General features: G+C 64.2%; 19 protein-coding genes. 9 read left to right on the plus strand and 10 right to left on the minus strand.

Annotated features, from left to right (window positions below):
- Positions 1 to 62 precede the first annotated feature (62 nt).
- Together A9D13_RS12800 and A9D13_RS12805 are read left to right on the plus strand one after the other, a co-directional pair.
- Entirely contained in the window at positions 63 to 1,106 is a 1,044-nt protein-coding gene (locus tag A9D13_RS12800; protein WP_066774674.1) for a class A beta-lactamase, read from the plus strand.
- Positions 1,107 to 1,261: 155 nt separating this feature from the next.
- Positions 1,262 to 1,447, plus strand: a complete 186-nt coding sequence (locus A9D13_RS12805) for a hypothetical protein (protein ID WP_066774344.1) — start codon at positions 1,262 to 1,264, stop codon at positions 1,445 to 1,447.
- 106 nt (positions 1,448 to 1,553) lie between these two features.
- Here the strand turns inward: A9D13_RS12805 and A9D13_RS12810 are convergent, their stop codons facing one another.
- The gene (locus tag A9D13_RS12810) at positions 1,554 to 1,805 is read right to left on the minus strand and encodes a hypothetical protein (protein WP_066774345.1); all 252 of its coding nucleotides are present in this window, start codon (positions 1,803 to 1,805) and stop codon (positions 1,554 to 1,556) included.
- A 275-nt stretch (positions 1,806 to 2,080) separates the two neighbouring features.
- Between A9D13_RS12810 and polA the strand changes: the two genes are divergently transcribed.
- Genes polA through arfB form a run of 5 tightly spaced genes read left to right on the plus strand, consistent with a single transcriptional unit; the run spans position 2,081 to position 7,929 of the window.
- Positions 2,081 to 4,975 (plus strand): DNA polymerase I, encoded by a 2,895-nt coding sequence (gene polA / locus A9D13_RS12815; RefSeq protein ID WP_066774677.1) that lies wholly within the window; start codon positions 2,081 to 2,083, stop codon positions 4,973 to 4,975.
- On the plus strand, positions 4,972 to 5,649 hold the full coding sequence (locus tag A9D13_RS12820; protein WP_066774346.1) for an aminotransferase class IV: 678 nt from the start codon (positions 4,972 to 4,974) through the stop codon (positions 5,647 to 5,649). Before polA ends, A9D13_RS12820 begins: the two co-directional genes overlap by 4 nt.
- Complete coding sequence (locus A9D13_RS12825) at positions 5,649 to 6,845, plus strand: pyridoxal phosphate-dependent aminotransferase (RefSeq protein WP_066774347.1); 1,197 nt, start codon at positions 5,649 to 5,651, stop codon at positions 6,843 to 6,845. Before A9D13_RS12820 ends, A9D13_RS12825 begins: the two co-directional genes overlap by 1 nt.
- A complete protein-coding gene (locus tag A9D13_RS12830; RefSeq protein ID WP_066774348.1) occupies positions 6,842 to 7,531 on the plus strand; it encodes an RluA family pseudouridine synthase in 690 nt (229 codons plus the stop codon). The genes A9D13_RS12825 and A9D13_RS12830 overlap by 4 nt, the downstream gene beginning before the upstream one ends.
- Positions 7,507 to 7,929, plus strand: a complete 423-nt coding sequence (gene arfB / locus A9D13_RS12835; RefSeq protein ID WP_066774349.1) for an alternative ribosome rescue aminoacyl-tRNA hydrolase ArfB — start codon at positions 7,507 to 7,509, stop codon at positions 7,927 to 7,929. The genes A9D13_RS12830 and arfB overlap by 25 nt, the downstream gene beginning before the upstream one ends.
- Positions 7,930 to 7,951: 22 nt before the next feature.
- On the opposite strand, the gene A9D13_RS12840 is transcribed toward arfB, so the two are convergent.
- Entirely contained in the window at positions 7,952 to 8,377 is a 426-nt protein-coding gene (locus A9D13_RS12840; protein ID WP_156522052.1) for a hypothetical protein, read from the minus strand.
- Positions 8,374 to 9,657 carry a UDP-N-acetylglucosamine 1-carboxyvinyltransferase gene (gene murA, locus A9D13_RS12845; protein WP_066774353.1) on the minus strand — a complete coding sequence of 428 codons (1,284 nt, stop codon included), beginning with the start codon at positions 9,655 to 9,657 and terminating at the stop codon, positions 8,374 to 8,376. Before murA ends, A9D13_RS12840 begins: the two co-directional genes overlap by 4 nt.
- 149 nt (positions 9,658 to 9,806) lie before the next feature.
- On the opposite strand from murA, the gene galU reads away from it, so the two are divergent.
- The gene (gene galU, locus A9D13_RS12850) at positions 9,807 to 10,688 is read left to right on the plus strand and encodes a UTP--glucose-1-phosphate uridylyltransferase GalU (protein WP_066774354.1); all 882 of its coding nucleotides are present in this window, start codon (positions 9,807 to 9,809) and stop codon (positions 10,686 to 10,688) included.
- Positions 10,689 to 10,946: 258 nt separating this feature from the next.
- Positions 10,947 to 14,543 (plus strand): PAS domain S-box protein, encoded by a 3,597-nt coding sequence (locus tag A9D13_RS12855; protein ID WP_156522053.1) that lies wholly within the window; start codon positions 10,947 to 10,949, stop codon positions 14,541 to 14,543.
- Positions 14,544 to 14,627: 84 nt separating this feature from the next.
- Here A9D13_RS12855 and A9D13_RS12860 read toward each other — a convergent pair whose 3' ends face one another.
- The 7 genes from A9D13_RS12860 to metK all read right to left on the minus strand — a co-directional run bounded on the left by A9D13_RS12860 (position 14,628) and on the right by metK (position 23,411).
- Positions 14,628 to 15,356 (minus strand): M23 family metallopeptidase, encoded by a 729-nt coding sequence (locus A9D13_RS12860; protein WP_082922385.1) that lies wholly within the window; start codon positions 15,354 to 15,356, stop codon positions 14,628 to 14,630.
- 199 nt (positions 15,357 to 15,555) lie between these two features.
- On the minus strand, positions 15,556 to 16,356 hold the full coding sequence (locus A9D13_RS12865; protein WP_066774356.1) for a ferritin-like domain-containing protein: 801 nt from the start codon (positions 16,354 to 16,356) through the stop codon (positions 15,556 to 15,558).
- Positions 16,357 to 16,359: 3 nt separating this feature from the next.
- Positions 16,360 to 16,845 (minus strand): peroxiredoxin, encoded by a 486-nt coding sequence (locus A9D13_RS12870; RefSeq protein ID WP_066774366.1) that lies wholly within the window; start codon positions 16,843 to 16,845, stop codon positions 16,360 to 16,362.
- Between the two features lie 2 nt (positions 16,846 to 16,847).
- On the minus strand, positions 16,848 to 19,568 hold the full coding sequence (gene glnE, locus A9D13_RS12875; protein WP_066774368.1) for a bifunctional [glutamate--ammonia ligase]-adenylyl-L-tyrosine phosphorylase/[glutamate--ammonia-ligase] adenylyltransferase: 2,721 nt from the start codon (positions 19,566 to 19,568) through the stop codon (positions 16,848 to 16,850).
- A 41-nt stretch (positions 19,569 to 19,609) separates the two neighbouring features.
- Positions 19,610 to 21,319 carry a bifunctional metallophosphatase/5'-nucleotidase gene (locus tag A9D13_RS12880; protein ID WP_066774369.1) on the minus strand — a complete coding sequence of 570 codons (1,710 nt, stop codon included), beginning with the start codon at positions 21,317 to 21,319 and terminating at the stop codon, positions 19,610 to 19,612.
- A 50-nt stretch (positions 21,320 to 21,369) separates the two neighbouring features.
- Positions 21,370 to 22,059: a lysozyme gene (locus A9D13_RS12885; protein WP_066774370.1), complete on the minus strand. Its 690-nt coding sequence runs from the start codon at positions 22,057 to 22,059 to the stop codon at positions 21,370 to 21,372.
- 98 nt (positions 22,060 to 22,157) lie between these two features.
- A complete protein-coding gene (gene metK / locus A9D13_RS12890) occupies positions 22,158 to 23,411 on the minus strand; it encodes a methionine adenosyltransferase (protein ID WP_066774371.1) in 1,254 nt (417 codons plus the stop codon).
- Between the last annotated feature and the right edge of the window lie 78 nt (positions 23,412 to 23,489).

The raw sequence follows: 23,489 nt of genomic DNA on the forward strand, positions 1-23,489 counted from the left end.
CGGATCGTTCATTCTTGGCGAACCGGGATATTGCTAGGTCTTCGTGCATGAAGGGACTGCAAATGCACAAAACACGCCGCACCGGCGACCTGTTTCGCCGTTTCCGTGCCGGGCTCGCGGGCCTGGGGCTTTCGCTCGCCGTTCTGGCTGCGCCATCCGCGCAGGCGCAGAGCTTTGAGGAATTCCTGAACGGACCGGAAGGTTCGATCCTCGACGCGCATAAGCAGAACGAGAATGTCCCCGAACAATTCCGACAGCAGCTGTTCGCCGCCGCGCCGCAGGGCAGTGGCCGTATTGGCGTGGCCGCGCTTGACCTGACCACGGGCGAAACCGTTTCGATCCTGGGCGATGAACCCTTCCCCATGGCCAGCACGTCGAAGATCGCGGTCGCCGCGACTTTCCTTGCGGGCGTGGACGCGGGCAAATACTCGCTGTTCCACCAGTACCCGCTGGAAGTGCCGGTCGCATCGAAGCCGTTTTCCAGCAATGTCGCCCCGACCAAGCCCGGCCAGATGATGAGCGCGCAAACCCTGATCGAGCGCATGATCACCCGGTCCGACAATGCCGCGACCGATGCGCTGCTGAAAGCCGTGGGCGGCCCCAAGGCGGTGACGCAATGGGTGCACAAGAATACCGGCCTCACGGGTTTTCGCATCGACCGCGACATCGCGACGCTGGTGCGCGATCGCTGGGAGTATGACCTTTCGCGCCATGTCGACGTGCGTGACAGCACGCCGCCCGACCAGATGGTGAAGCTGATTGCTGGCCTGCATGAAGGCAAATGGCTTTCCGCCTCCAGCCGCGGCCTGCTGCTGGGCGCGATGACGCGCACGATTACCGGTCGCACCCGGATCAAGGCCGGCCTGCCCAGCGGCACGGTCTTCGGCCATAAGACCGGCACGCTGAACAAGACCGCCAGCGATGTCGGTTTTGTCGAGATGCCCGACGGGCGCATCGTGGTGATGGCGATCTATGTCACCGGACAGGGTGGCCCCGCCGCCCGCTCGGCCAAGATCGCGGAGATCACCCGCACGCTTTATGCCGGCTTTTCCTCGCCGCGCCATGCGGCGAACGACAATGCCGCGCGCGGCGTTGCCCAGAACTGAGTTCGCGCAGAATTGATTTAGCGGCGCCTGAGTTTCGGCGCAGAATCGGGCTTTCCGCCTGTATTGCGCTGCTTGCAGCGCAAGCGGCGGCATTCTGGCTGAGCGTCACCGAGCTACCCAGCATTTCAGTGTTTTGCACAGGAGGCGCTACCGGCATGCCGGCCCGCCTCTTTGGCTGGCTGCATCTCGCGCAGATCGGCGTGTTTGCGCTTGGGCTTGCGGCGCTTTTCGCCCCGCGCCTGCGCGCGGCCTATGCGCTGCTCGCCTGCCTCGGGCTGATGGCCCTCCCGGTAGAGGCGCAGCTGGTGCATGCTGGCACCTTGACCTGCGACATGCCCTGACTTTCCGGATGGCAGACAAAGAAAAAGGCGCGGCAGGATAAACCCGCCGCGCCCTTTTTCCGTTCGCCCTTCCCGTTACCGGGAAGAAACGAGACCAGCGTGACTATTAGTCAGCTTCGGCTTCAGCCGGGGTCTCGTCCTGAACTTCAGCTTCGACTTCAGCAGCTGCTTCGTCGGTCGCTTCAACAGCGTCGGTAGCAGCTTCTTCGGTGGCTTCGCCCATGGCGTCCATGTTCTCTGCGGTGTCTTCAGCAGCCGCGTCCATGGTTGCTTCAGCCGAATCCTCGGTCGATTCCGAGCAAGCAGCGAGCGAGAGAGCGGCGCCGGCAACGGCAGCAGCGAGAATGATCTTGCGCATGAATATGCATCCTTGTTCCGAATGAACGTGAAGAGTGAATAAGTGTGGCTTCACGCAAGGCCCGGATCTCCCCGGAACCTCTGGGTGCATATTTAGACGGAAGAAAAAGGGGATGCAAGCGCCAACACGCTTCTCCACATCGTCTTTTATGAAAGACGAATATGGCCAGATTAGGGCGCAATCCGGATTTTTTGCGGCAATCGGCGCTTTTCCTGCCGACAGCCGCATAGATGGGGCATGATTTCCGCAGCCGCGCTTGCTACCTGAAAACCATCATGACCGCGCCTTCAGACACCGCCGCTGCCGATAAACCGGCGACTCACCCCGACCGTAAGCCGCATCTCTATCTGGTGGATGGCTCCGCCTATATCTTCCGCGCCTATCACCGCCTGCCGCCCCTCACCAATCCAGAGGGTACGCCCGTGGGCGCGGTCTATGGCTATACGACGATGCTGTGGAAGCTGGCGCAGGACCTGGATGATGCCGAGGGGCCGACTCACCTTGCCGTGATTCTCGACAAGGCGTCGCAGTCGTTCCGGCACGATCTCTATCCCGAGTACAAGGCGAACCGCCCGCCCCCGCCCGAGGATCTGCGCCCGCAGTTTCCGCTGATCCGCGACGCGACCCGCGCCTTCTCCCTTCCCGTGATCGAGGAGGAGATGCTGGAGGCCGACGATCTGATCGCCAGCTATGCCCGCGCCGCGACTCGCAAGGGCTGGGACGTGACCATCGTCTCGTCGGACAAGGACCTGATGCAACTGGTCGGGACGTGCACCGATCCGGACGATGGCGTCGAGCCGGGCTGCGTCGACATGCTCGACACGATGAAGAACGCGCGGATCGAAATTCCCGAAGTGGTCGAGAAGTTCGGCGTGCCGCCCGAAAAGCTGGGCGACGTGCTCGCGCTGATGGGCGATTCGGTCGATAATATCCCCGGCGTGCGCGGCATTGGGCCGAAAACGGCGGAAAAGCTGATCAACGAATATGGCGATCTCGAAAGCGTGCTGAACGCCGCGCCCGAGATGAAGAAATCGAAGATGCGCGAGAATCTGATCGAGCATGCCGAGATGGCCCGCCTTTCACGCCAGCTGGTGCAGCTGAAGGAGGATTGCGATCTTCCGATGCCGCTGGAGAAATTCGCACTGGACGGCATCCCCAAGGAGCCGCTCGCTGATTTCCTCTCGACCCATGGCTTCACCAGCCTGCTGAAGCGCCTGGGTGCTGGCGCGGGCAGTCCGTCGCGGCCCAACGACCTGAACCCGGCGAAACCGCAGAACGCCGCCGCCGACGCGGGCACGCGCCAGTCTCTGCCAGAATGGCCGGCGGTCGATCTCGATTCCTACGAATGCGTCACCACGCTCGACCGGCTGGATGCATGGATCGAGCGCGCCTTTGCCGCCCATGCGGTGGCTGTGGATACGGAGACCAGCTCGCTCGATTCGATGCAGGCGGAGATGGCCGGGATCAGCCTTGCGCTGGGGCCGAACGATGCGTGCTATATCCCGCTTGCCCATGGCAGCGACGACATGTTCGCCGAAAAGCCCGAGCAAGTGCCGGTTGCCGAAGCGCTCGCCCGGCTCAAACCGCTTTTCGAAAGCGATGCGGTGCTGAAGATCGGGCAGAACATCAAATATGACCTGACCGTGCTAAATCGTGTCGGCATCACGGTCGCGCCGGTGGAGGACACGATGATCCTCTCTTTCGACCTCGACGCAGGGCGCGGTGGCGGCGGCATCGGGCAGGCGCATGGCATGGATTCGCTGGCCGAAACGCATCTTGGTCACACGACCATGACCTTCAAGGACATCTGCGGAACCGGCAAGAAAGCGATCCCCTTCAGCGCCGTGCCGCTGGACAAGGCGACGCAATATGCCGCCGAAGATGCCGATGTCACATGGCGCCTCTGGAAGATCCTGCGCCAGCGTCTGGCCGACGAGGGCGGCACGCGCATTTACGAAAACGTCGACCGCCCGCTGATCCCCGTGATCGCAATGATGGAAAGGAACGGCATCAAGGTCGACCGCGAGCACCTTGCCCGCCTCTCCGCCGAATTCGCCGAACAGATCGCGTCGCTTGAAGCCGAAGTGCATGAGATGGCGGGCGAGACTTTCTCCATCGGCAGCCCCAAGCAGCTGGGCGACATCCTTTTCGACAAGATGGGGCTGAAGGGCGGGAAGAAGGGCAAGAGCGGCCAGTTCTCGACCGACCAGACCGTGCTGGAAAAGCTGGCGGGCGAAGGCGTGCCCATGGCGAACAAGGTGCTCGAATGGCGCGGGCTTTCCAAACTGCGCTCCACCTATACCGAGGCTTTGCAGCAGGCGATCAACCCGGAAACGGGGCGCGTGCACACCAGCTACAGCCTTGTCGGCGCGCAGACGGGGCGTCTGTCATCGACCGATCCCAATCTGCAGAACATCCCGATCCGCACCGAAACCGGCCGCCAGATCCGTGAGGCTTTCGTGGCCGAACCCGGCAATGTGCTGCTGGCTGCCGACTATTCGCAGATCGAGCTGCGTCTTGCCGCGCACATGGCCGACGTGCCGCCGCTGAAGGAAGCCTTCGCCAATGGCGAGGACATCCACGCCCGCACCGCGCAGGAAATGTATGGCGAGGTCACCCGCGACACCCGCGCGCAGGCCAAGACGATCAATTTTGCGATCCTTTACGGCATTTCGCGCTGGGGTCTGGCGGGCCGTCTGGGCACCGATGCGGATGAGGCGCAGGCCGTGATCGACCGCTATTTCGAACGCTTCCCCGGCATTCAGAAATATATCGTCCACACCTTGGAAAAGGTGCGCGAGACCGGATATTCGGAGACCCTGTTCGGGCGGAAGACCCATTTCCGCAACATCAATTCGAAGAACCCCAACGAACGGCAGGGCGCCGAGCGCGCCGCAATCAACGCGCCGATCCAGGGGACCAGCGCCGATATCATCAAGCGCGCCATGGTGCGCATGATGCCCGCGCTGCACGAGGCGGGGCTCGATAATGTGAAGATGCTGCTGCAGGTGCACGACGAACTCGTCTTCGAACTCCCTGAAGGCGATGTGGACGCCGCGCGGCCCGTGATCGAACGCGTCATGGCCGAAGCCGCGCTGCCATCCGTCGAACTCAGCGTTCCGCTGGGGATCGAGATCGGGACCGGCCACAGCTGGGGCGCAGCGCATTGAACGCGCCCACCCCGGCCCCTGTCCCGCCTGCCAATAGCGGCGCAAACGGGATCGCGCCGGACGCGGTGCTTTTCGAGACGATCCATTACGATCCGCAAATGGGCGTGCCGCTGATCGAATATCACCTCGAACGACTGAAGCACTCCGCCGCCGCGCTAGGGTTCGAATGCGACCGCCACGCGATCCGCAACGAGGTGCAGGCGGTCTGCTTTACGCATCGCGAACCCGCGCGGCTCAGGATCGAGCTTCACCGCGACGGGGCCTCGACCATCCTGCTCTCCGCCCTGCCCGAAATCATGGAAGAGCCCGTGGCTGTCGCCCCGGTGCCTCACCCTTGCGCTGCCGATGACCCGCGCCTCGTCCACAAGACCAGCGACCGCGCCTTTTACGAACACGCCCTTGCCGAAGCGCAACGCCATGGCGCCAGGGAAGCGGTGCTGGTGCGAGATGGGACCGTGACCGAAGGCAGCTTCACCAATATCTTCGTTGAACGCGACGGCATGCTGCTGACCCCGCCTCTGTCGCTGGGTCTGCTGCCGGGCGTATTGCGCCGGTCGCTGATCGAGGATGACAAGGCGCGCGAAGCCGAATTGTCCATCGACGATCTTGCAGATGGCTTCCTGATCGGCAATGCGCTGCGCGGGCTGATCCGCGCCCGACTGGTCAAGGCATAATGAACGCACAGCATCTATCGCAGGCAATGGGCCGGATCGAACCGTCCCAGACCACGGCCATGACCGACCGCGCCACGCAGCTGCGTGAAGAAGGCCGCGACATCATCTCGCTATCGGTGGGTGAACCCGACCTTCCCACCCCGCCCCATGTCATCGCCGCCATCACCGAGGCTCTGGCCAAGGGCGACACGCGCTATACGCCCGTGGGCGGAACCAGCGCGATGAAGCGCGCCGCCGCGCTGCATTTCACGCGCGATCTCGGGATCGCGGCTAGCCCAACGGGCATCACCGTCAGTGCAGGCGGCAAGCAGGCGATATTCCACGCGCTATGCGCCACCATCGATCCCGGTGATGAAGTCGTGATCCCCGCCCCGTGGTGGGTGAGCTATCCGCAGATCGCGCGTTTCGCAGGCGCCACCGTCGTGCCTTTGCCGACCACGCCTGAGACCGCCTTCCGCTTTACCGCGGCGGAGCTGGAGGCTGCAATCACCCCGCGCACGCGCTGGCTGCTGCTCAACAGCCCCGGCAATCCGACCGGCGCGGTGTTTCCGGCAGACGAATTGCTCGCCATTGCAGGCGTGCTGGATCGGCACCCGCAGGTCCTCGTGATGAGCGACGATATATACGCGCCGCTGCGCTATTCCGGTGCGCCGCATGCGACCTTGGCCGCGCTGCGCCCCGATCTGTCAAACCGCGTGCTGACCGTCTCGGGCGTTTCCAAGAGCCATGCCATGACCGGCCTGCGCATCGGTGTCGCTACCGGCCCCGAATGGCTGATCCGCGCGATGGAAAAACTCCAGTCGCATTCCAGCGGCAATCCCGCCTCCATCAGCCAGGCGGGTGCGGTCGCCGCGCTGGAGGGGCCGCAGGATTTCCTGTCCGACTGGCGCGAGATTTTCCGGAAGCGCCGCGATCTGGTGTGCAAACGCATTGCCGCGATCCCCGGCCTGTCGACCCCGGTGCCCGATGGCGCGTTCTATTGCCTGATCGATGCCGCGCCGCTTATCGGCGGCAGACTGGCCGACGATACCGTGCTGACGCTGCATCTGTTGGAACATGGCGTTGCCACCGTCGCCGCATCCGCATTCGGCGGGGACCATTGCGGCCTCGCCGGTTTCCGCATCAGCTTTGCCGCCAGCGAGGATACGCTGACCAAGGCCATGGACCGCATCGAAGCGGCAGTGAAAGCATTATGAGCGAAATAGAAATCCTGTTTGAAGACGGCGAAGCCCTGGTCATAGACAAGCCCGCCCGCCTTCCCATCGAAACCCCGCGCAAGGGCGGCCCCAGCCTTGAGGACCGGATCGAGACCTTGCGTCTGGGTTTTCAGCGCGATCCGGTGCCGGTGCACCGGCTCGACACCGATACCAGCGGCTGCCTGCTGCTGGCGCGCAACCCAAAGGCATTGAAGCGTTTCAACGCGGCCTTCGAAAACCGCGAAGTGACCAAGCACTACATCGGCCTCGTTGCGGGCGAACTGTCGGAGGACGAGGGCACCATCGCGCTGTCGCTGTCGAAGATTTCCAGCGCCGAAAAGGGCTGGCGCATGATCGCGGCGAAGAAGGGCAAGCCCGCCGTCACGCACTGGAAAAAGCTGGGCGCGAAGGATGGCGTCACCGCTGTCGCCTTCACCCCCGAAACGGGCCGCACGCACCAGATCCGCATTCATGCGCTGGCCGGGCTTGGCTTTCCGCTGCTGGGCGATCCGGTTTACGGTAGCGGTAAGGGCGCGCCGCGCACCATGCTGCACGCATCCCACCTGATCATGCCGCGCGAGGGCAAAGACCCGGTTGAGGCCGCAGCCCCGCTGCCCGCCGATTTCATGCGGCTGTGCCCCGAGATTCCGGATGTGTTCGAATGGCCAACAGCACCGGAGGCATAATCGACCGCGCTCATTCTCAGGCCGAGGAGCGGTTCGTCACCGCTTCCGGTCCGGGCGGGCAGAACGTCAACAAGGTGGCGACCGCGGTGCAGCTGCGCGTCAATATCTATGCGCTGAACCTGCCGCAGCCGATCTTCCACCGCCTGCAGCGCATCGCGGGCAGCAAGCTAACGGCCAGCGGCGACCTCTTGATCGAGGCGAAACGATTCCGCACGCAGGCCGAAAACCGCAGCGACGCGCGCGACAAGCTGACCGAACTTCTCGAACAGGCGATGGTGAAGCCGAAAAAGCGCGCCAAGACCCGCGTCAATCGCGTGGGCAAGGTGAAGCGGCTGAAATCGAAGAAGGAGCGCGGCGAGGTAAAGGCGAAGCGCGGGGCGGTGAAGAGCTGGGATTGAGGGCTACGCTAGTACGCGAGTATCACTTCTTTGCCAGAGTTCTGCGCTCACGCAGATAACGCCTGAAACCGCCGCTTTCGTAAGTCTGCCATGCGCCAAGCTGTCGAAGGCTCGTCGGCCGCAAAAGGATTTCTCCGTCGTAATAAGACAAACGCCCGCGCACGTTGAAGGACGCTAGCGCCGCGTGGATTTGCGATTCTGACGCACTGCCGAATAAAGGCCCGATATCCGGGTCGATATCTACGACTACAGGGCAATTTTTCGATACGAAGACCAAAACATTCCCGTGATTGCCTGTGGTGACATCAATGATTTCACCAGTCCAATCGACATCGACACCCTGCCAGAAATGCCGGTTTGACGGCATCTCGCAAATGCTGGCAGGAACTGCGGCACAGCCGCTGCAGATAATGCAAAGCGCAGCAAGAGCGGCGTAACGAAGGATCAATCCCCGCCAACCCGCTGCACATCCGCGCCGACCAGTTGCAGCTTTTCCTCCAGCCGCTCGTAACCGCGGTCGAGGTGGTAGAGGCGGTGCACCGTCGTCTCGCCCTCTGCGGCAAGGCCTGCGATCACCAGCGACATGGATGCGCGCAGATCGGTCGCCATGACTTCGGCGCCGGTCAGTTTCGACACGCCATGCACCACGGCGGTGCGGCCATTTGTCTCGATATGCGCGCCCATGCGATTGAGTTCGGGCACGTGCATGTAGCGGTTTTCGAAGATCGTCTCGTTGAGGACGCTGGTCCCCTCGGCCATGCAGAGCAGCGCCATCAGCTGCGCCTGCATGTCGGTGGCGAAGCCGGGATAGGGCGCGGTGGAGATGTTCACCGCCTTCAGCCCGCCGTTCGCGCCGATGAAGAGGCCGTCCTTGCGCTCTTCGACAACGACGCCCGCATTCCTCAGCGCATGGCTGGTCGCGCGCATGTCGCCGGGGTTCGCGCCTTTCAGGAACACCTCGCCCCCGGTGATCGCGGCGGCGCAGGCATAGCTGCCGGCCTCGATCCGGTCGGCCATCACGCGATAGGTCGCGCCATGCAGCCGGTCGACGCCATGGATGGTGAGGTTCGATTCGCCAATCCCCTCAATCTGCGCGCCCATCGCGGCCAGCAGGTTGCACAGGTCCACGATCTCAGGCTCTCGCGCCGCGTTTTCCAGCCGCGTCGTGCCCTTGGCCAGCACGGCAGCCATCAGCGCATTCTCGGTCGCGCCGACGGACACCACCGGGAAGGTGAAATCGCCGCCCGGCAGGCCGCCATCGGGCGCGCGGGCGCGGACGTAACCGGCGGCCAGCTCAATCTCGGCCCCCATCGCTTCCAGCGCTTTCAGGTGAAGGTCGATCGGACGGTTGCCGATGGCGCAGCCGCCTGGCAGCGACACGGTCGCCTCTCCCGCTCGGGCCAGCAGGGGCCCAAGCACGAGGATCGAGGCGCGCATCTTCCTCACGATGTCATAAGGCGCGGTCGAACTGGTGAGGCGCGTCGCCTGCAGCGTCATCACGCGGCCGAAATCTTCGGGGCGCGTGCCCGCGATGGCGGTGGATACGCCGAAACCGTTCAAGAGGTGCTGAAACTGGTCGATATCGGCCAGCCGCGGCAGGTTGCGCAGCGTCAGCGGCTCCTCGGTCAAAAGCGCGCAGGGCAGCAAGGTGAGAGCCGCGTTCTTCGCGCCCGAAATGGGGAGCGTGCCGGAGAGGCGTTTTCCGCCATGAATAACGATCTTGTCCATCGACCCGCTTTAGCCCGAAATATCCCGACCGCAAGCCGTATGGGAACAACTCCCCAACCTGTGCGGTCTTGCAACACGGGATCGGCAAAGCTTAGAAAACCTTCCGATTTCGCAATCGCAAAATAACCGCAGATACAAAAAGGGCACTCATGGCCGAAACGACCCGCAAGCCGATCCGCAAGGCAGTCTTCCCCGTCGCCGGATTGGGCACACGTTTCCTTCCCGCGACGAAGGCGATCCCCAAAGAACTGCTTCCGATCGTCGACCGCCCGCTGATCCAGTACGCCGTGGATGAAGCGCGCGAGGCGGGGATCGAGCAGATGATCTTCGTCACCGGCCGCGGCAAGACCGCGCTGGTCGAGAATTTCGACATCGCCTTCGAGCTTGAGCAGACCATGCGCGAGCGCGGCAAGGATCTCTCCGTGCTCGATCCCACGCGTTTCCAGCCGGGCGATCTGATCACCGTGCGCCAGCAGGAACCGATGGGCCTTGGCCATGCGATCTGGTGCGCGCGCGCCATCGTGGGCGACGAACCTTTCGCGATTCTGCTGCCGGACGAGCTGATGTGGGGCAAGCCGGGCTGCATGAAGCAGATGGTCGAGGCCTATAACGAGGTCGGCGGCAATCTCGTCTCCGTGCTCGAAGTGCCGCATGAATCGGTGTCGAGCTATGGCGTGATCGATCCGGGCGCTGCCAGCGGCGCGCTGACCGAGGTGAAGGGCCTTGTCGAAAAGCCGCCGGTGGATGAAGCGCCATCGAACAAGATCGTCTCGGGCCGCTATATCCTGCAGCCCGACGTGATGCGTACATTGGAAACGCAGGGCAAGGGCGCAGGCGGCGAGATCCAGCTGACCGACGCGATGGCCAAGATGATCGGCAACCAGCCGTTCCACGCCGTCACCTTCGAGGGCAAACGCTACGACTGCGGGTCGAAGACCGGTTTCGTCGAGGCGACTTTGGCGCTGGCGCTGGAGCGTGACGACATGGGCGCCGAAGTGCGCGCCATCGCGGAGCGTCTGCTGGCCGAATAAGCGGCGTTACTGCCACCCGATCCATGGGGGCGCGAAGCGGGACGGCCTGCTTCGCGCCCCTTTTTGGTTTCACCTTTTGCACCAGAACGGAACAAAACAAGAATATCTGTTCCCAATCGGGACTTAGGGAGATTTACCTATCCCCCGGTTCGCCATGTCTTTGGTCCCATTCATCACAGGACAAGGCTGATCCCCGTGTGCGTAAGGCAACGGGGCCATGGATACGGAAAAAGGGGCAGGCCAGTGCAGACATGGGGCGTGGCAGCCACATCGGATGATGCGAATCGCGAAGCAACCGGGCCGGGACCGGCGCTGGGCGCCATCATCCTGCCTGCCTGCGCGGCAGCGGTCATCGCGCATTTCACGCGCAGCCTCGGGCATGGGTCGCCCGTGCCGATCATGTGGCTGGCCAATGCGGTGGCGGTCGCGCTGATCGCGATGCTTTCCCCCTTACGGTGCGGGACGCGCCATTCGGTGCTGGCGGTTCTGGCCAGTTTTGGTGCGCTGCTTTGGGTGCATCTCCTGCATCTGCCCGCAGCCACCGCCATCGGTCTCGCCCTCGCCCATGGGCTGGAGATCGGCGCGGCGATGATCGTGCTGCGACGGCCCTCGGCCCGCCCGCCGCAGGCCGGGGATCTTGTCGGGTTCGGCCTGATGATCGGCTGTTTCATCCTTGCCAGCATGCTGTCAGCGGGCATTGCCTCGATAGTGCTACCTGCCGATGTCGCGGCGATGAAGCCCGCGTGGCTCTGGTTCATCAGTCACTCAGCGGCATTGGCGTTTGTCGTACCGCTGGTGATGTCGACGCGTGTCGTCATCCCGCCAGCGGCACGCGGTCACAGGCATCTGCCGCCATCGGGTCCCGCCGCAATCATGGCGGTCGTCCTTGCCGGTACGATCGCCGTGTTTGCGCAGAACACGATGCCGTTCCTGTTCATGCCCGTGCCGCTTATCGTGCTGGCTGGCCTGCTGCTGGGTACGCGCGGCACGGCGCTGGCGCTGCTTATTGTATCGGCGATCGCCATGTCCGCCACGCTCATGGGCAGCGGCCCGGTCGTGCTGACACGCGGCGCGGCAGAGATGCAGATCGTTACGCTGCAGGCCTTTCTTGCCGTACTGGTTCTGGTCGGCCTGCCGCTGGCCGGCGTTGTCGAACGCGCCCGCGCCGACCGGGCCGAACTGATCGCCAGCCGCGAGGACAAGCGCCGCGTCCTCGACAATATCGACGAGGTCATATTTCGCGTCGACCCCGAAGGACGCTGTGTCACGCTGAATGCCGCGTGGGAACGTATCACCGGCCACGGACTGGAGGAGAGCCTTGGACGCCCCTTTCACGAATTCCTGGGCGATGATGATGGCAGCGATGCTCGCGAAAGGTTCGAACAGCTGATCCGGGGCCAGCGCGGGCTCATGACCTCGCTCCACACCATCCACCGCCCCGATGGCGACATCCGCCATGTCGAGGTGCGCATGCGCGCCGCCTATGATGCCAATGGCTGCCCGATCGGCCTTGTCGGCCATATCCGCGACATTTCCGAACGCACCAGCAACCGCCTTGCGCTCGAGGCATCGGAACGCACTTTCGCAACGCTGGCGGCCGCATCGCCTGCCGGGATCTGGCGCACCAATGCGCGGGGGGAGGCCCTGTCGGTCAATCGCGCATTCAAGGAGATGACCGGGCTGAGAGATGGCGAATGGGAAGGCACGCAATGGGCCGATGCCATCCATCCGCTCGATTTCGAGCGCGTGTTTGCCGAATGGACCGCCGCGGTTTCATCGCGCGGCGAGTTTCGCGGCGAATGGCGCTGGCAGCGCCATGACGGTTCCATCGTCTGGGTGGCCACGGTGGGCGCGCCGCATATCGACGCGCGCGGCAGGCTGGTCGGCTATGTCGGCATCAACATCGACATCACCCAGCGGCGCGAGGCCGAATTGCGCCTTGCCGAGCGGGAGAACCAGATCGCGACCGTTTTCGACAATGTGCGCGACGCCTTGTTCATGATCGCGCCAGACGGGCGGTGCAGCTTCGTGTCGCCATCTGCCGGATCACTGTTCGACCTGGCTCCCGCTGCTCTCGACAATCGCCCCTTCGCGCAGCTTTTCCATCCCGCCGACGCCGCGACCATAGAGCAGGCCATGGAACGACTCTGGCGGGGGGAAAAGGCAAGCTGCGGGCTTGTTTTCCGCTTGGCCGACGCCAACCCGGCCGTCACCGAAACCCGCTGGCTGAGCGCACAATTCTCCATGGCAAGCGACCCGATGGACGGCGCCCCCGCCGCGCTGATCGCATCGCTTCGCGACGTGACCGAATCCAAGCGTCTTGAAACCGAACTGACCGAGGCTCGCCGCCGCGCTGAGCATGCCGCGGAAACGAAGACCAGCTTCCTTGCCAATATGAGCCACGAGATCCGCACCCCGATGAACGGTGTGATCGGTTTTACCGACCTCTTGATGCAAAGCGAATTGTCGACCAGCCAGCGCCGCCATGTGCGCATGATTTCGGAATCCGGGCGGGCCATGCTGCGCCTTTTGAACGATATTCTCGACATGTCGCGCATCGAATCCGGGCAGATGTCGATCCAGCCGGCGCCGCTCGACCTTCGCGCGAAGCTGGACAGCTGCTGCAGCCTGCTAGAGCCGATGGCCTGCAAGAAGGGCATCACGCTTTCATGCAGCATCGACCCCGCCGTCCCAACCCGCATCGTCGGCGATCCGCTCAGGGTTCGCCAGATACTCCTCAACCTTATGGGCAATGCCGTGAAATTCACGGATGAAGGCACGGTGCGCGTCACCGCACAGCTGGAAAGCGCAGCGACCGGGTCGATGCTGGCGATCGAGGTCGCGGACAGCGGCATCGGCATCGCCCCCGACCAGCTCGATGTCATCTTCAGCCAGTTCCGGCAGGGCGACAGTTCGATCGGGCGGCGATATGGCGGCACCGGCCTCGGTCTTGCGATCTCGGCCCAGCTGGCAGAGCTGATGGGCGGGCGGATCGATGTCCGCTCGGTCATTGGCGAAGGCACCTGCTTTACGGTCCGCATCCCGCTGACAATCGCCGACAGCAGCGCGCCCGCCACCAGTGTCGCGGCAGATGCACTGGGCGACATAGCGGAGGTCGAGGGCGGGCACGATCCTGTCTCAGGCTGCCCGTTGCGGGTTCTGGTGGCCGAAGATCATGATATTAATCAGGAGCTGGTGATGGCCATGTGCCGGCGCGCCGGCCTCATCCCCGAACTGGCGCGCAACGGGGAAGAAGCCGTGCGCATGGTCGCCAGCGCCCGCCGGGAAGATCAGCCCTATGCCATGGTGCTCATGGATATGCAGATGCCCGTGGTCGACGGGCTGGAGGCAACCCGCCGGATCCGCGCATCGGGCATCACTGCTGAACAATTGCCGATCGTCGCGCTGACGGCGAATTGCTATGATGAGGATATCAAGGCCTGCCTCGACGCAGGGATGCAGGGCCACCTGCCAAAGCCGCTGCAATTGGTCGCCCTGCGCAACGCCATCGCCATGCATGCCGTGATGCAGCACAGGACCCCTGATGCACAACGCCCCTTCGCCCCGCCCGCACGCAAGCCGCAGATCACCAACGATCTGTCGGCCCGCTATACCGAACGTAAGCGTGAAACGCTGCGCATGCTGGCCATGACGGCCGAGGGTATCGAAGAGCCGCAATGGGACCTGCTGGCCCAGCAATTGCACAAGCTGGCCGGATCGGCGGGCTATTTCGGTGACCGCGACCTGGGCGAAAGGGCGCGCATGCTGCAGGACCGGCTGCGCAGCACCGACTGCGGCGAAACGCGGCTTGGGCTGGTCAGGAAGGAATGGGCCGAGATGGGGAACGCCGCCTGATCGCGTTCATGGGCAAAAGAAAAGGCCCGGCGGATATGCTCCGCCGGGCCTTTTCTGTTTCGTGGCTATCAATCTGTCCGAGGTTTATTCCGGACCGCCAGCACCCAGCGAGGCATCGGCGAATGCCTGCTCGAAAGTGTCGGCATGAAGATACGGGGTCGGATCGACCGATTCACCGGCAATGCGGACTTCATAGTGAAGATGCGGGCCGGTCGAACGACCGGTGCTGCCGACGAAGCCGATGAGGTCGCCCTTCTTCACTTCCTGACCGGGACGAACATTCAGGTTCGACATGTGGCCGTAACGCGTTTCCATGTCGCCGGCATGCTCCAGCTTCACGAAATTGCCGTAGCCGCCATACCACTGTGCCATTTCAACGGTGCCGTCCGCAGTCGCATAGATCGGCGTGCCGGTGGGCGCTGCCATGTCGACGCCGTCATGTCCGGCGCGGCGACCCGTGACCGGGTTCACCCGCATGCCATAGCCGCTGGTGAAGCGCGCGCTGGTAAGCGGCATGCGCGACGGGATGGCGGTGGGCTCGATACCTGCGGCGACCAGCGGGTCTGCCTTCTTGGTGCTGACCTCGACCGACTTCCAGCTGGCGAACAGCGAGCGGTACTTGGGGTCTGCCTTTTCCGCGGCCTGCTCGACCGGGATCTCTTCCGCCATGGTGGCGGTGCTGGCCGCTTCCGTCGCGGCCGGTGCTTTCTCTGCGGCCAGCGCGGCGGCGGGCGTCATCGCAGCCGAAAAGGCGGCCACGGTGCCCAGCGCAACGAAACGCGCCGTACCGGGAAGAAAGAAACGATTGCTCATAGTCATACGCCGAAACCTCTGTTTCTCGGCTTATGCATCCGTCCAAGACACACTTAACCGGGTTACCCCTCCGGCACAGAAGCGACCCCTCGCATGTCGATGTGCCCTGTGGTCCGGGGCCAACCGGCGATGCGCCGCATCTGCTGATATTCGAAGAAACGTCGGAACCCCCCGCCGTCTCATGCGTATTGGCTAGGGCTTAAAGGGTTAACGACTCAATACCGGCGCGGAATTCCCGCGACAGACCGGCAGACTCTCGCGCCGAGTCGTTGAACGGTGCCTTCAGTTCTGCGTGAAAGTGTTTTCTCACAAGAAATTGCCATTGTTCGACAGTGTTTTCGCCTCTCGTGCGGCACAGCTCGTCGAAATGGCTTGTTCCGAATCGGACATGGCGAATCTCATCGTCAAGGATTCGCTGAAGTATCAGGGCTCCGTTTTCGTCGCCTTGCGCGCGCACGCGGTCGCGCGTCGCGGGCGTCACATCAAGGCCGCGCGCTTCCAGCACCATGGGCACGATCGCCAATCGCGCGCCCACGTCGTGGGCGGTTTCCCGCGCCGATTCCCATAACCCGCCATGTGCCGGCAGATCGCCGTACTGGCTGCCCAGCGTACGCAGTTTTCGATCGATCAGCGCGAAATGCATCGCCTCATCCGCCGCGACGGACAGGAAATCACCGGTAAAGCCCTTGCCCATCTCGCCGCCAAAGCGCCCCGCCATGTCAAGCGCGAGGTCGATGGCCACGAACTCGATATGGGCAAAGCTGTGCCATAGCGCGATGCGCCCGCGTTCCGACCCGCCGCGCCGCCGTTTGGGCATATCGCGCGGCGCCCGCAATTCGGGCCGCGCCGGACGCGCGGGTTCATCGGGCATAGCTACATCGAACTGAAAGGCCAGCCGCCCGGCCCGCCAGTCGCGGGCCAGCCTGCGGGTCGCCATCACCTTGTCGCGGGCGTCAGCCGTCAGCAGCGCGTCGCGGATGGCCTGCGCAATCGTGGTCATTGTTCAGAGCGCTTTCGCCGCCTCCAGCACCGCTTCGGCGTGGCCCTTCACCTTCACCTTGCGCCATAGCTGGCTGATCGTGCCGTCGGCGGCGACGAGATAGGTCGTGCGCTCCATCCCCATATAGGTGCGGCCATACATGTTCTTCTCGACCCAGATGCCCAGCGCCTCGGCAAGGCCATCCTTGCCGCTGTCAGCGGGCGTGTCGCTGGCGAGCGCGATGGTCAGCCCCTGCTTTTCGATGAATTTCACATGGCTCTTCGGCGGATCCTTGCTCACGCCCAGGATCGCAACGCCCGCCTTGTCGAACTCTTCCTTCAGCGCGGTGAAGTCCTTTGCCTCATTGGTGCAGCCCGGCGTATTGTCCTTGGGATAGAAGAACACGACCGCAGGCTTGCCTGTGAAATCCTTGATCGAAACGCTGCCGCCATCGGGGGTTTCCAGCGTGTTGGTCGGAAAGGCGTCGCCTGCGTCGGGCCGCTCGCTCATGGTCAAAGCTCCAGTTCCTGCTCGAATATATTGGCCCATGCCCCTGCCACCTGCCCGCGTGCCTTGTCGAGGGCGGAAAGCAGATCCTCCCACCCGGCGTCGTCCTGTCCGGGCAGGCAATTAGCAAGGAGAACGGCCCGCGCCGCTTCTCCCGGCTCTTCGCCCGACGGGGTGACCAGTCGCAGGGTCAGGAGCAGGCGCGTCAGCAAATCATGCGCCCCGACCAGCGTATCGGGCACCAGCCCGCCCTGTGCCAGAGCGCCCAGCGCGGCGCGCAGGTCGGGCAGCAGATAGGCCCCGTCCGGCCCGCCGCTTTCCCGCAGCTGCAGGAAATGAGTGAGAAATTCGAGATCGACCAGCCCGCCGCGCATCAGCTTCACGTCCAGTGGACCTTTTGGCGGCTTGTGGCGCGTAATCTCGCCGCGCATCTCCAGCACCGCCTCGCGCAGCGCAGCGCCATCGCGCGGTGCCATGAGGAGGTCGCGGATCAGCGCCTCCACCTGCTCGCGCGCGCCTGCGGGGCCATGCAGCACGCGGGCGCGGGTCAGCGCCATATGCTCCCACGTCCAGGCCTGTTCCGTCTGATAACGGGCAAAGCTGTCGACGCTGACGGAAAGCAGGCCCTGTGCGCCCGAAGGCCGCAGGCGCGTATCGACCTCGAACAGCGCCCCCTCCGATGTCGGGACCGACAGCGCGGCGCTGACCCGCTGGGCAAGGCGGTTGAAATATTGCGTGGCGCCCAATGGCCTGCGCCCGTCGCTTTCCTCGCTGAAATCGCCGGTGAACAGGTAAACGATGTCGAGATCGCTGGCATGGGTCAGAACCCCGCCGCCCAGCCGGCCATAGCCTAGGATGACGAGACCCTCCTTACCCACGCGTCCATGATCTTCGGCAAAATCGCCCGCAGCGCCGGTGGCCAGCACGTCGATCGCCGCCTCCGCCACGCGGGACAGGCCCGCCGCGATCTCCAGCGCGTCATGCGCATGTTCCAGCAGTTGCACGCCCAGCGCAAAGCGATGGTCGCCAACTTCCCGCCGCACCCGGTCGAGCAGGTCTTCATAGGTCGGCGCATCGGCGCGCATGTCCCGCATCAGCGCGGGCACATCTGCGGGCAGCGCAAAGGCGGTGCGGTCGATCAGTGCGTCGAGCAGATCCCCGCGCCGCGCCAAGGCATCGGCCAATGCCGGAGACAGCGCCAGAACCCGCACCAGCGTATCGATCAGGCCGGGACGGGCAGCCAGCAGCTTGAACAGGTTGAAGGCGCTGGGCAGGCGCGAGAGCATCTGTTCCCAGCGGGTGATGGCGCGTTCGGGCGCGGGCGCGGCGGCCAGAGCCTCCAGCAGTTCGCCCTCTATGTCGGCAAAGGCGGCGCGCGCGGCAGAGGATCGCAAGGCCTTGACCTTGCCTTCCTTCCAGCCCTCGATCCGTGCCGACAGCGCGGCGGGATCGTCAAAGCCAAGCTCCGCCAGCCGCGCAGGGGCGCTGGCCGCGGGGGTCGCTTCGCCGCCATGCGCCTGAAGCAGCGTGTCGAAGCGCGCGCCAACGCGGCCCGTCACCTCCTCCAGCTGCGCCACCAGCGCCGCGCCATCGGCCAGCCCGTCGAGCCGCGCCACATTGTCGAGCGCCTCTGCGCCCGCCGGGAGCGCATGGGTCTGCTGGTCGCGCACCATCTGGAGGCGATGTTCGATGGTGCGCAGCCGGTCATAGGCATCGCCCAGTTCCAGCGCGTCCACCGCCCCGATGATGCCCGCATCGGCCAACGCATCCAGCGCCGCGCGCGTGCCGCGCACCCGCAATTCGGGGATGCGCCCGCCATGGATCAGCTGATGCGTCTGGGCGTAGAATTCGACCTCGCGAATGCCGCCGCGCCCACGCTTCAAATCATAGCCCGGGCCGGGGCGCGGCGGGCCGTCATAGCTGTCGCGGATGCGCCGCACGAGCGCGGAAATTTCATCGATCGCGCCGAAATCCAGCGATTTGCGCCAGACGAAAGGCTTGATTGCATTCAGGAAATCCTGCCCTGCCGCGATATCGCCCGCCGCGCTTCGCGCCCGGATGAAGGCTGCACGTTCCCATGCCAGCGCGCTGCTTTCGTAATGGGTGAGCGCCGCGCCATAGCTGATGGCAAGCGGGCTGACCTCGCTGGCAGGGCGCAGGCGCAAATCGACGCGCAGCACATAGCCCTCCGCCGTCGGGGCCCCCATGGTCTGGACCAGCCGCCGTGCCGCCATTTGCGCCGCCTCACCCGGTTCGTCGCGTTCGCGTTTCAGGATGGTTTCGGGATCATAGAGAAGAATCGGATCGATGTCGGAGCTATAGTTCAGCTCCCCCGCCCCCTGCTTGCCAAGCGCCAGCCCGACCATGCCGATATGTTCGTCCGGCCCCGGCAGTTCGCCGATGCGGTGGCCCACGGCCTCTCGCATTGCGGTATCGAGCGCGCTGTCAGCGAAATGGGAAAGCTCGCCGATGACGCGGTTGACGTCGAATGCCCCGGCCAGATCGCCAATGGCCAGCACCAGCGCCAGCCCCCGGCGCTGGCGGCGCAGCATGACGCCGACTTCCTCGCCTTCACCGGCGGACTTCGCCGCAGCCAAGGCAGCCTCGCCCTCGCCACGCTCCAGCATGGCGGCAAGAGCCGTCTCCCGTTCAAGCAGACCCGAAAGGAACGGCGCATGCGCACGCGCGCGCCTCAGCGCGTCTTGCCAGATGTCATCCTCAGCCATGGGTGAGGGTTAGGCCGAGGCAGGCCCCCGGCACAAGAGCGTCAGCGGATTATGGTCACCCGGTCTTGCGCTGGCACTGCGCGCCCACCTTCGCTGTCCAGATAGGCCTCGAACGCGTCGAGGTCGGTCGCGCCGATCACCGGGTCCTTGGCCTTGGTGAACTCGGCGAAACGGTCGCCGCCGCCCTGCAGGAAATTGCTGATGGTGACGCGGTAGGTCTTGGCCGGATCAAGCGCTTCGCCATCCAGCGTCATGCCCGAAACCCGCGAACCCGGCTGTGCCGTCAGGTCGAGCGTGTAGTGGAAGCCCTCGGACACCTGCAGATAGTTCGGGTCATTGGGCTCGGCATATTGCTGCTCCAGCACGGTCTTGATCTGCGCACCGGTCATGTCGAAGGTTTCGAGCACATTGCCAAAGGGCTGCACCGCATAGATCTGGCCAAAGGTCACCGTGCCATCGGCAGCCGGGACAAGATCCGCGCGCACGCCGCCATCGTTCATGAACGCGATCTGCGCGCCCTCTCCACGTGTCGCGGCCAACTGCGCATCGGCGATCAGCTCGCCCAGCGGGCTTTCGATCCCGTCGCCTTTCAGCGCTTCGCCCAGCAGCTTGCCGGCGGGGCGCTCTTCGGCCGATTTCGACGCGGCCTGATAGCGGGCGACATAGGCGGCAATTTCCGGATCGGGGGTGAACTGGCGGAAGGCTGGGTCATCGCTTTGCACCAGCACGTTCTCGGCGGTCTCGGCCACCACATCGCCCGCCTTGGGGTCGATGGTCAGTGCGATATCGGTCACCATGCCCGATCCATATCCGGCGCTGGTCACAAGGAAATGGCGCGAGGGATCGAACTGCGCATAGTCGCAGACATATTCGCGGTGTGTATGGCCCGAGATGACGACATCGACGCGCGGGTCGAGGCGCTTCAGGATCGAATCGAGCGGGCCCATATTCCCTGCACAGCTGTCGCCGACGCGGTAATAGCCATCCACATCGAAACCCTGATGGATCGCGACGATAACCGCATCGGCCCCATCGGCGATCGCCTTGGGCACCAGCGCATTGATCGCATCGGCCTCATCCCCGAAATTCAGCCCCTCCAGCCCCGAAGGCGATACCAGCAGCGGCACGTCTTTCAGCGACAGGCCGATCACCGCCACGGCGACCGCATCGGCACCGCTGCCGAAACGCTTGATGCCATAGCCGGGGAACAGCTCGCCGCCATCATCGCGCACGACATTCGCGGACAGAAACTGGAATTCGGCACCCGTGAAAGGGTTTTCGACGGCGCAAGGGGTGCGCATGGTGTTCACCTCGCACCCGCCGTTCTGCATGCGCAGCAATTCGTGCCAGCCGCGGTCGAATTCGTGATTGCCGACCGCGTTGAAGTCCAATCCGATGCGGTTCATCACCCCGATCGCCGGTTCGTCGAGGAAATAGGACGACACCAGCGGGCTGGCGCTGATGAGATCGCCTGCCGACACCACCATCGAATATTCGTTCTGCGCCCGCAATTCGCTGACCGCCGTCGCCAGCACCGCCGCGCCGCCGACCGGCACGTCATAACGGCCTGCACCGGGGCTGAGTTCGCCCGCGCTGCTCGACATCTTGCGCGGGAGGAGATTGCCGTGAAAATCGTTGATCCCGACGATGCGGACGGTGACAGGCTGTTCGCTGTCAGTCTCGGCAGTGGGGATGGTGGCGCAGGCGGCAAGGGCCAGCGAGGCGAACGAAGCGATGAGCGCACGAATCATGCGCGCATGCTTAGACCTCCTTCGCGCCTGCGCAAATGGCCATGCCGGTATCAGCCCTTGCCAAACAGGCGGGCGAACCAGTTCCCGTCACCGGATGCGGTGCAGCTTTCGCCGTTGGAGAGCGGCAATTCCAACCACGCCTCCTTGGCATCATCGCCCGTGCCCAGGATAATGCCGAGCGACGCCATGATGGGAAGCTGCCTGCCATTGATCGGGCGATAGCTTGGCTTGGCGACGTCATAGACCAGCGCATTGCCGTCGTGGCTCCACTTGCCATCGAAGAACAGCGCCTGTTCCTTACGCCTGCGCGGCAGCAGCGAGACCGGTCGCGCCCAGTTCAGCATGGCGCTGCGGGCGCGCAGGCTCGACCCTTCCATGGCCAGCTTCATCCATTGCGCGCGAAGGATACCGCCGGTGTTCCAGTGAAAGGACAGGGCAGCGGCCAGCTCATGTTCGGCGGGCTGATGATCGCCGAACGCGGCCAGCACTTCGGGCAGGTAATTGCGGCGCAGCGCCCAGATGAAGATTTCAAGGCAATGGGTCAGCGATTGGGGATTGTCGCGGTAACGCCCGACCTTGTGGCCGGAGGCATCGGTCAGCCCGACGCTCCATGTCCAGACCCCGACCGAATCGCGATAGGCTTCGCGCACGATCCCTTCATGCGCGACAAGTTCCGCCGCGATGCGCGCGGTGATGTCGGGGTTGGCGGGATCATAGCTGTGCGAATCGGTTTGCGGCATCGGGGGCGTGCTCCATCTGTTGGAACACGCCGATGCCGCACACCGACAGGCGTAGGAAAATTAAAGCTGGTCCGCAGGCCCATGCGGCCCGCAGCCCATCAGGCCGCTACGGTCAGCGCCGACTTCAGCTCTTCCACCAGATTGGTCTCTTCCCACGGGAACAGGCCTTCCACGGCCTGGCGACCGAAATGGCCATAGGCGGCAGAGGTGCGATAGATCGGGCGATTCAATTGCAGCTTCTCGCGGATACCGCGCGGGGTCAGGCCGCGCAGCCCCTGAATCGAGCGGATCGCATGTTCCAGCGCCTCATCCGTGACGCCATCGGCGCAGGTGCCGTGCGTGTCGACATATATCGATAGCGGGTGCGAAACGCCGATCGCATAGGACAGCTGGATCGTGCAGCGCGTGGCGAAACCGCCTGCGACGATGTTCTTTGCCAGATAGCGCGCGATATAGGCGGCCGAGCGGTCGACCTTGGTCGGGTCCTTGCCGCTGAACGCGCCGCCGCCGTGCGGGGCCGCGCCGCCATAGGTGTCGACGATGATCTTGCGCCCGGTCAGGCCGGCGTCGCCGTCGGGGCCGCCGATCTCGAACTTGCCGGTCGGGTTGATGTGATAGATCGTCTCGTCCGACAGCAGCTCTGCGGGCAGGATGTCGGCGACCACACCCTTCACATAGGCGTTCAGCTCCGCGCCCTGTTCGCCCGTGTCGTAACCCGGCTTGTGCTGGGTGGAGACGACAATGGCGGTGCAGGCGACGGGCTTGCCGTTCTCGAACTTCAACGTGACCTGGCTCTTGGCATCAGGCTCGAGGAAGTCGGCCTTGCCCGATTTGCGGTCGTCGGCCAGCTGCTGCAGGATCTTGTGGCTGTAATCCAGCGTCGCGGGCATCAGATCGGGCGTTTCGTCGCAGGCAAAGCCGAACATGATGCCCTGATCGCCCGCGCCCTCGTCCTTCTCGCTCGCCTCATCCGCGTCGACGCCCTGCGCGATATGCGCGGACTGACCGTGGAGGAAATTCTCGAAGCGGAAACGCTCCCAGTGGAAGCCGTCCTGCGCATAGCCGATCTCACGCACGACATCGCGCACGGTCTGCTCGATCTCTTCCTTCGCGCCGGGTGCCCAATAGCCATTGCCGGCCCAGTCCTCACGCGTTTCGTCGAACATCGGCTTACAGCGGATTTCACCGGCCAGTACGACCAGCTGGGTCGTCGTCATCGTCTCGCACGCGATACGCGCCTCGGGGTCCTTGGCCAGCATCAGGTCGACGATGGCGTCGCTGATCTGGTCAGCGACCTTGTCGGGATGACCTTCGGAAACCGATTCAGAGGTGAAGATGAAGTTCTGGCGCATTAGCGGATCCGCTTGTTGTTTGGGCCAATCGAGCCAGCAGCGCGATGGGCCGTGAACGTATAAAGATTGCTTTATATG

It is taken from the genome of Croceicoccus mobilis, from assembly GCF_001661965.1.
In the GTDB taxonomy this organism is placed as follows: Bacteria; Pseudomonadota; Alphaproteobacteria; order Sphingomonadales; family Sphingomonadaceae; genus Croceicoccus; species Croceicoccus mobilis.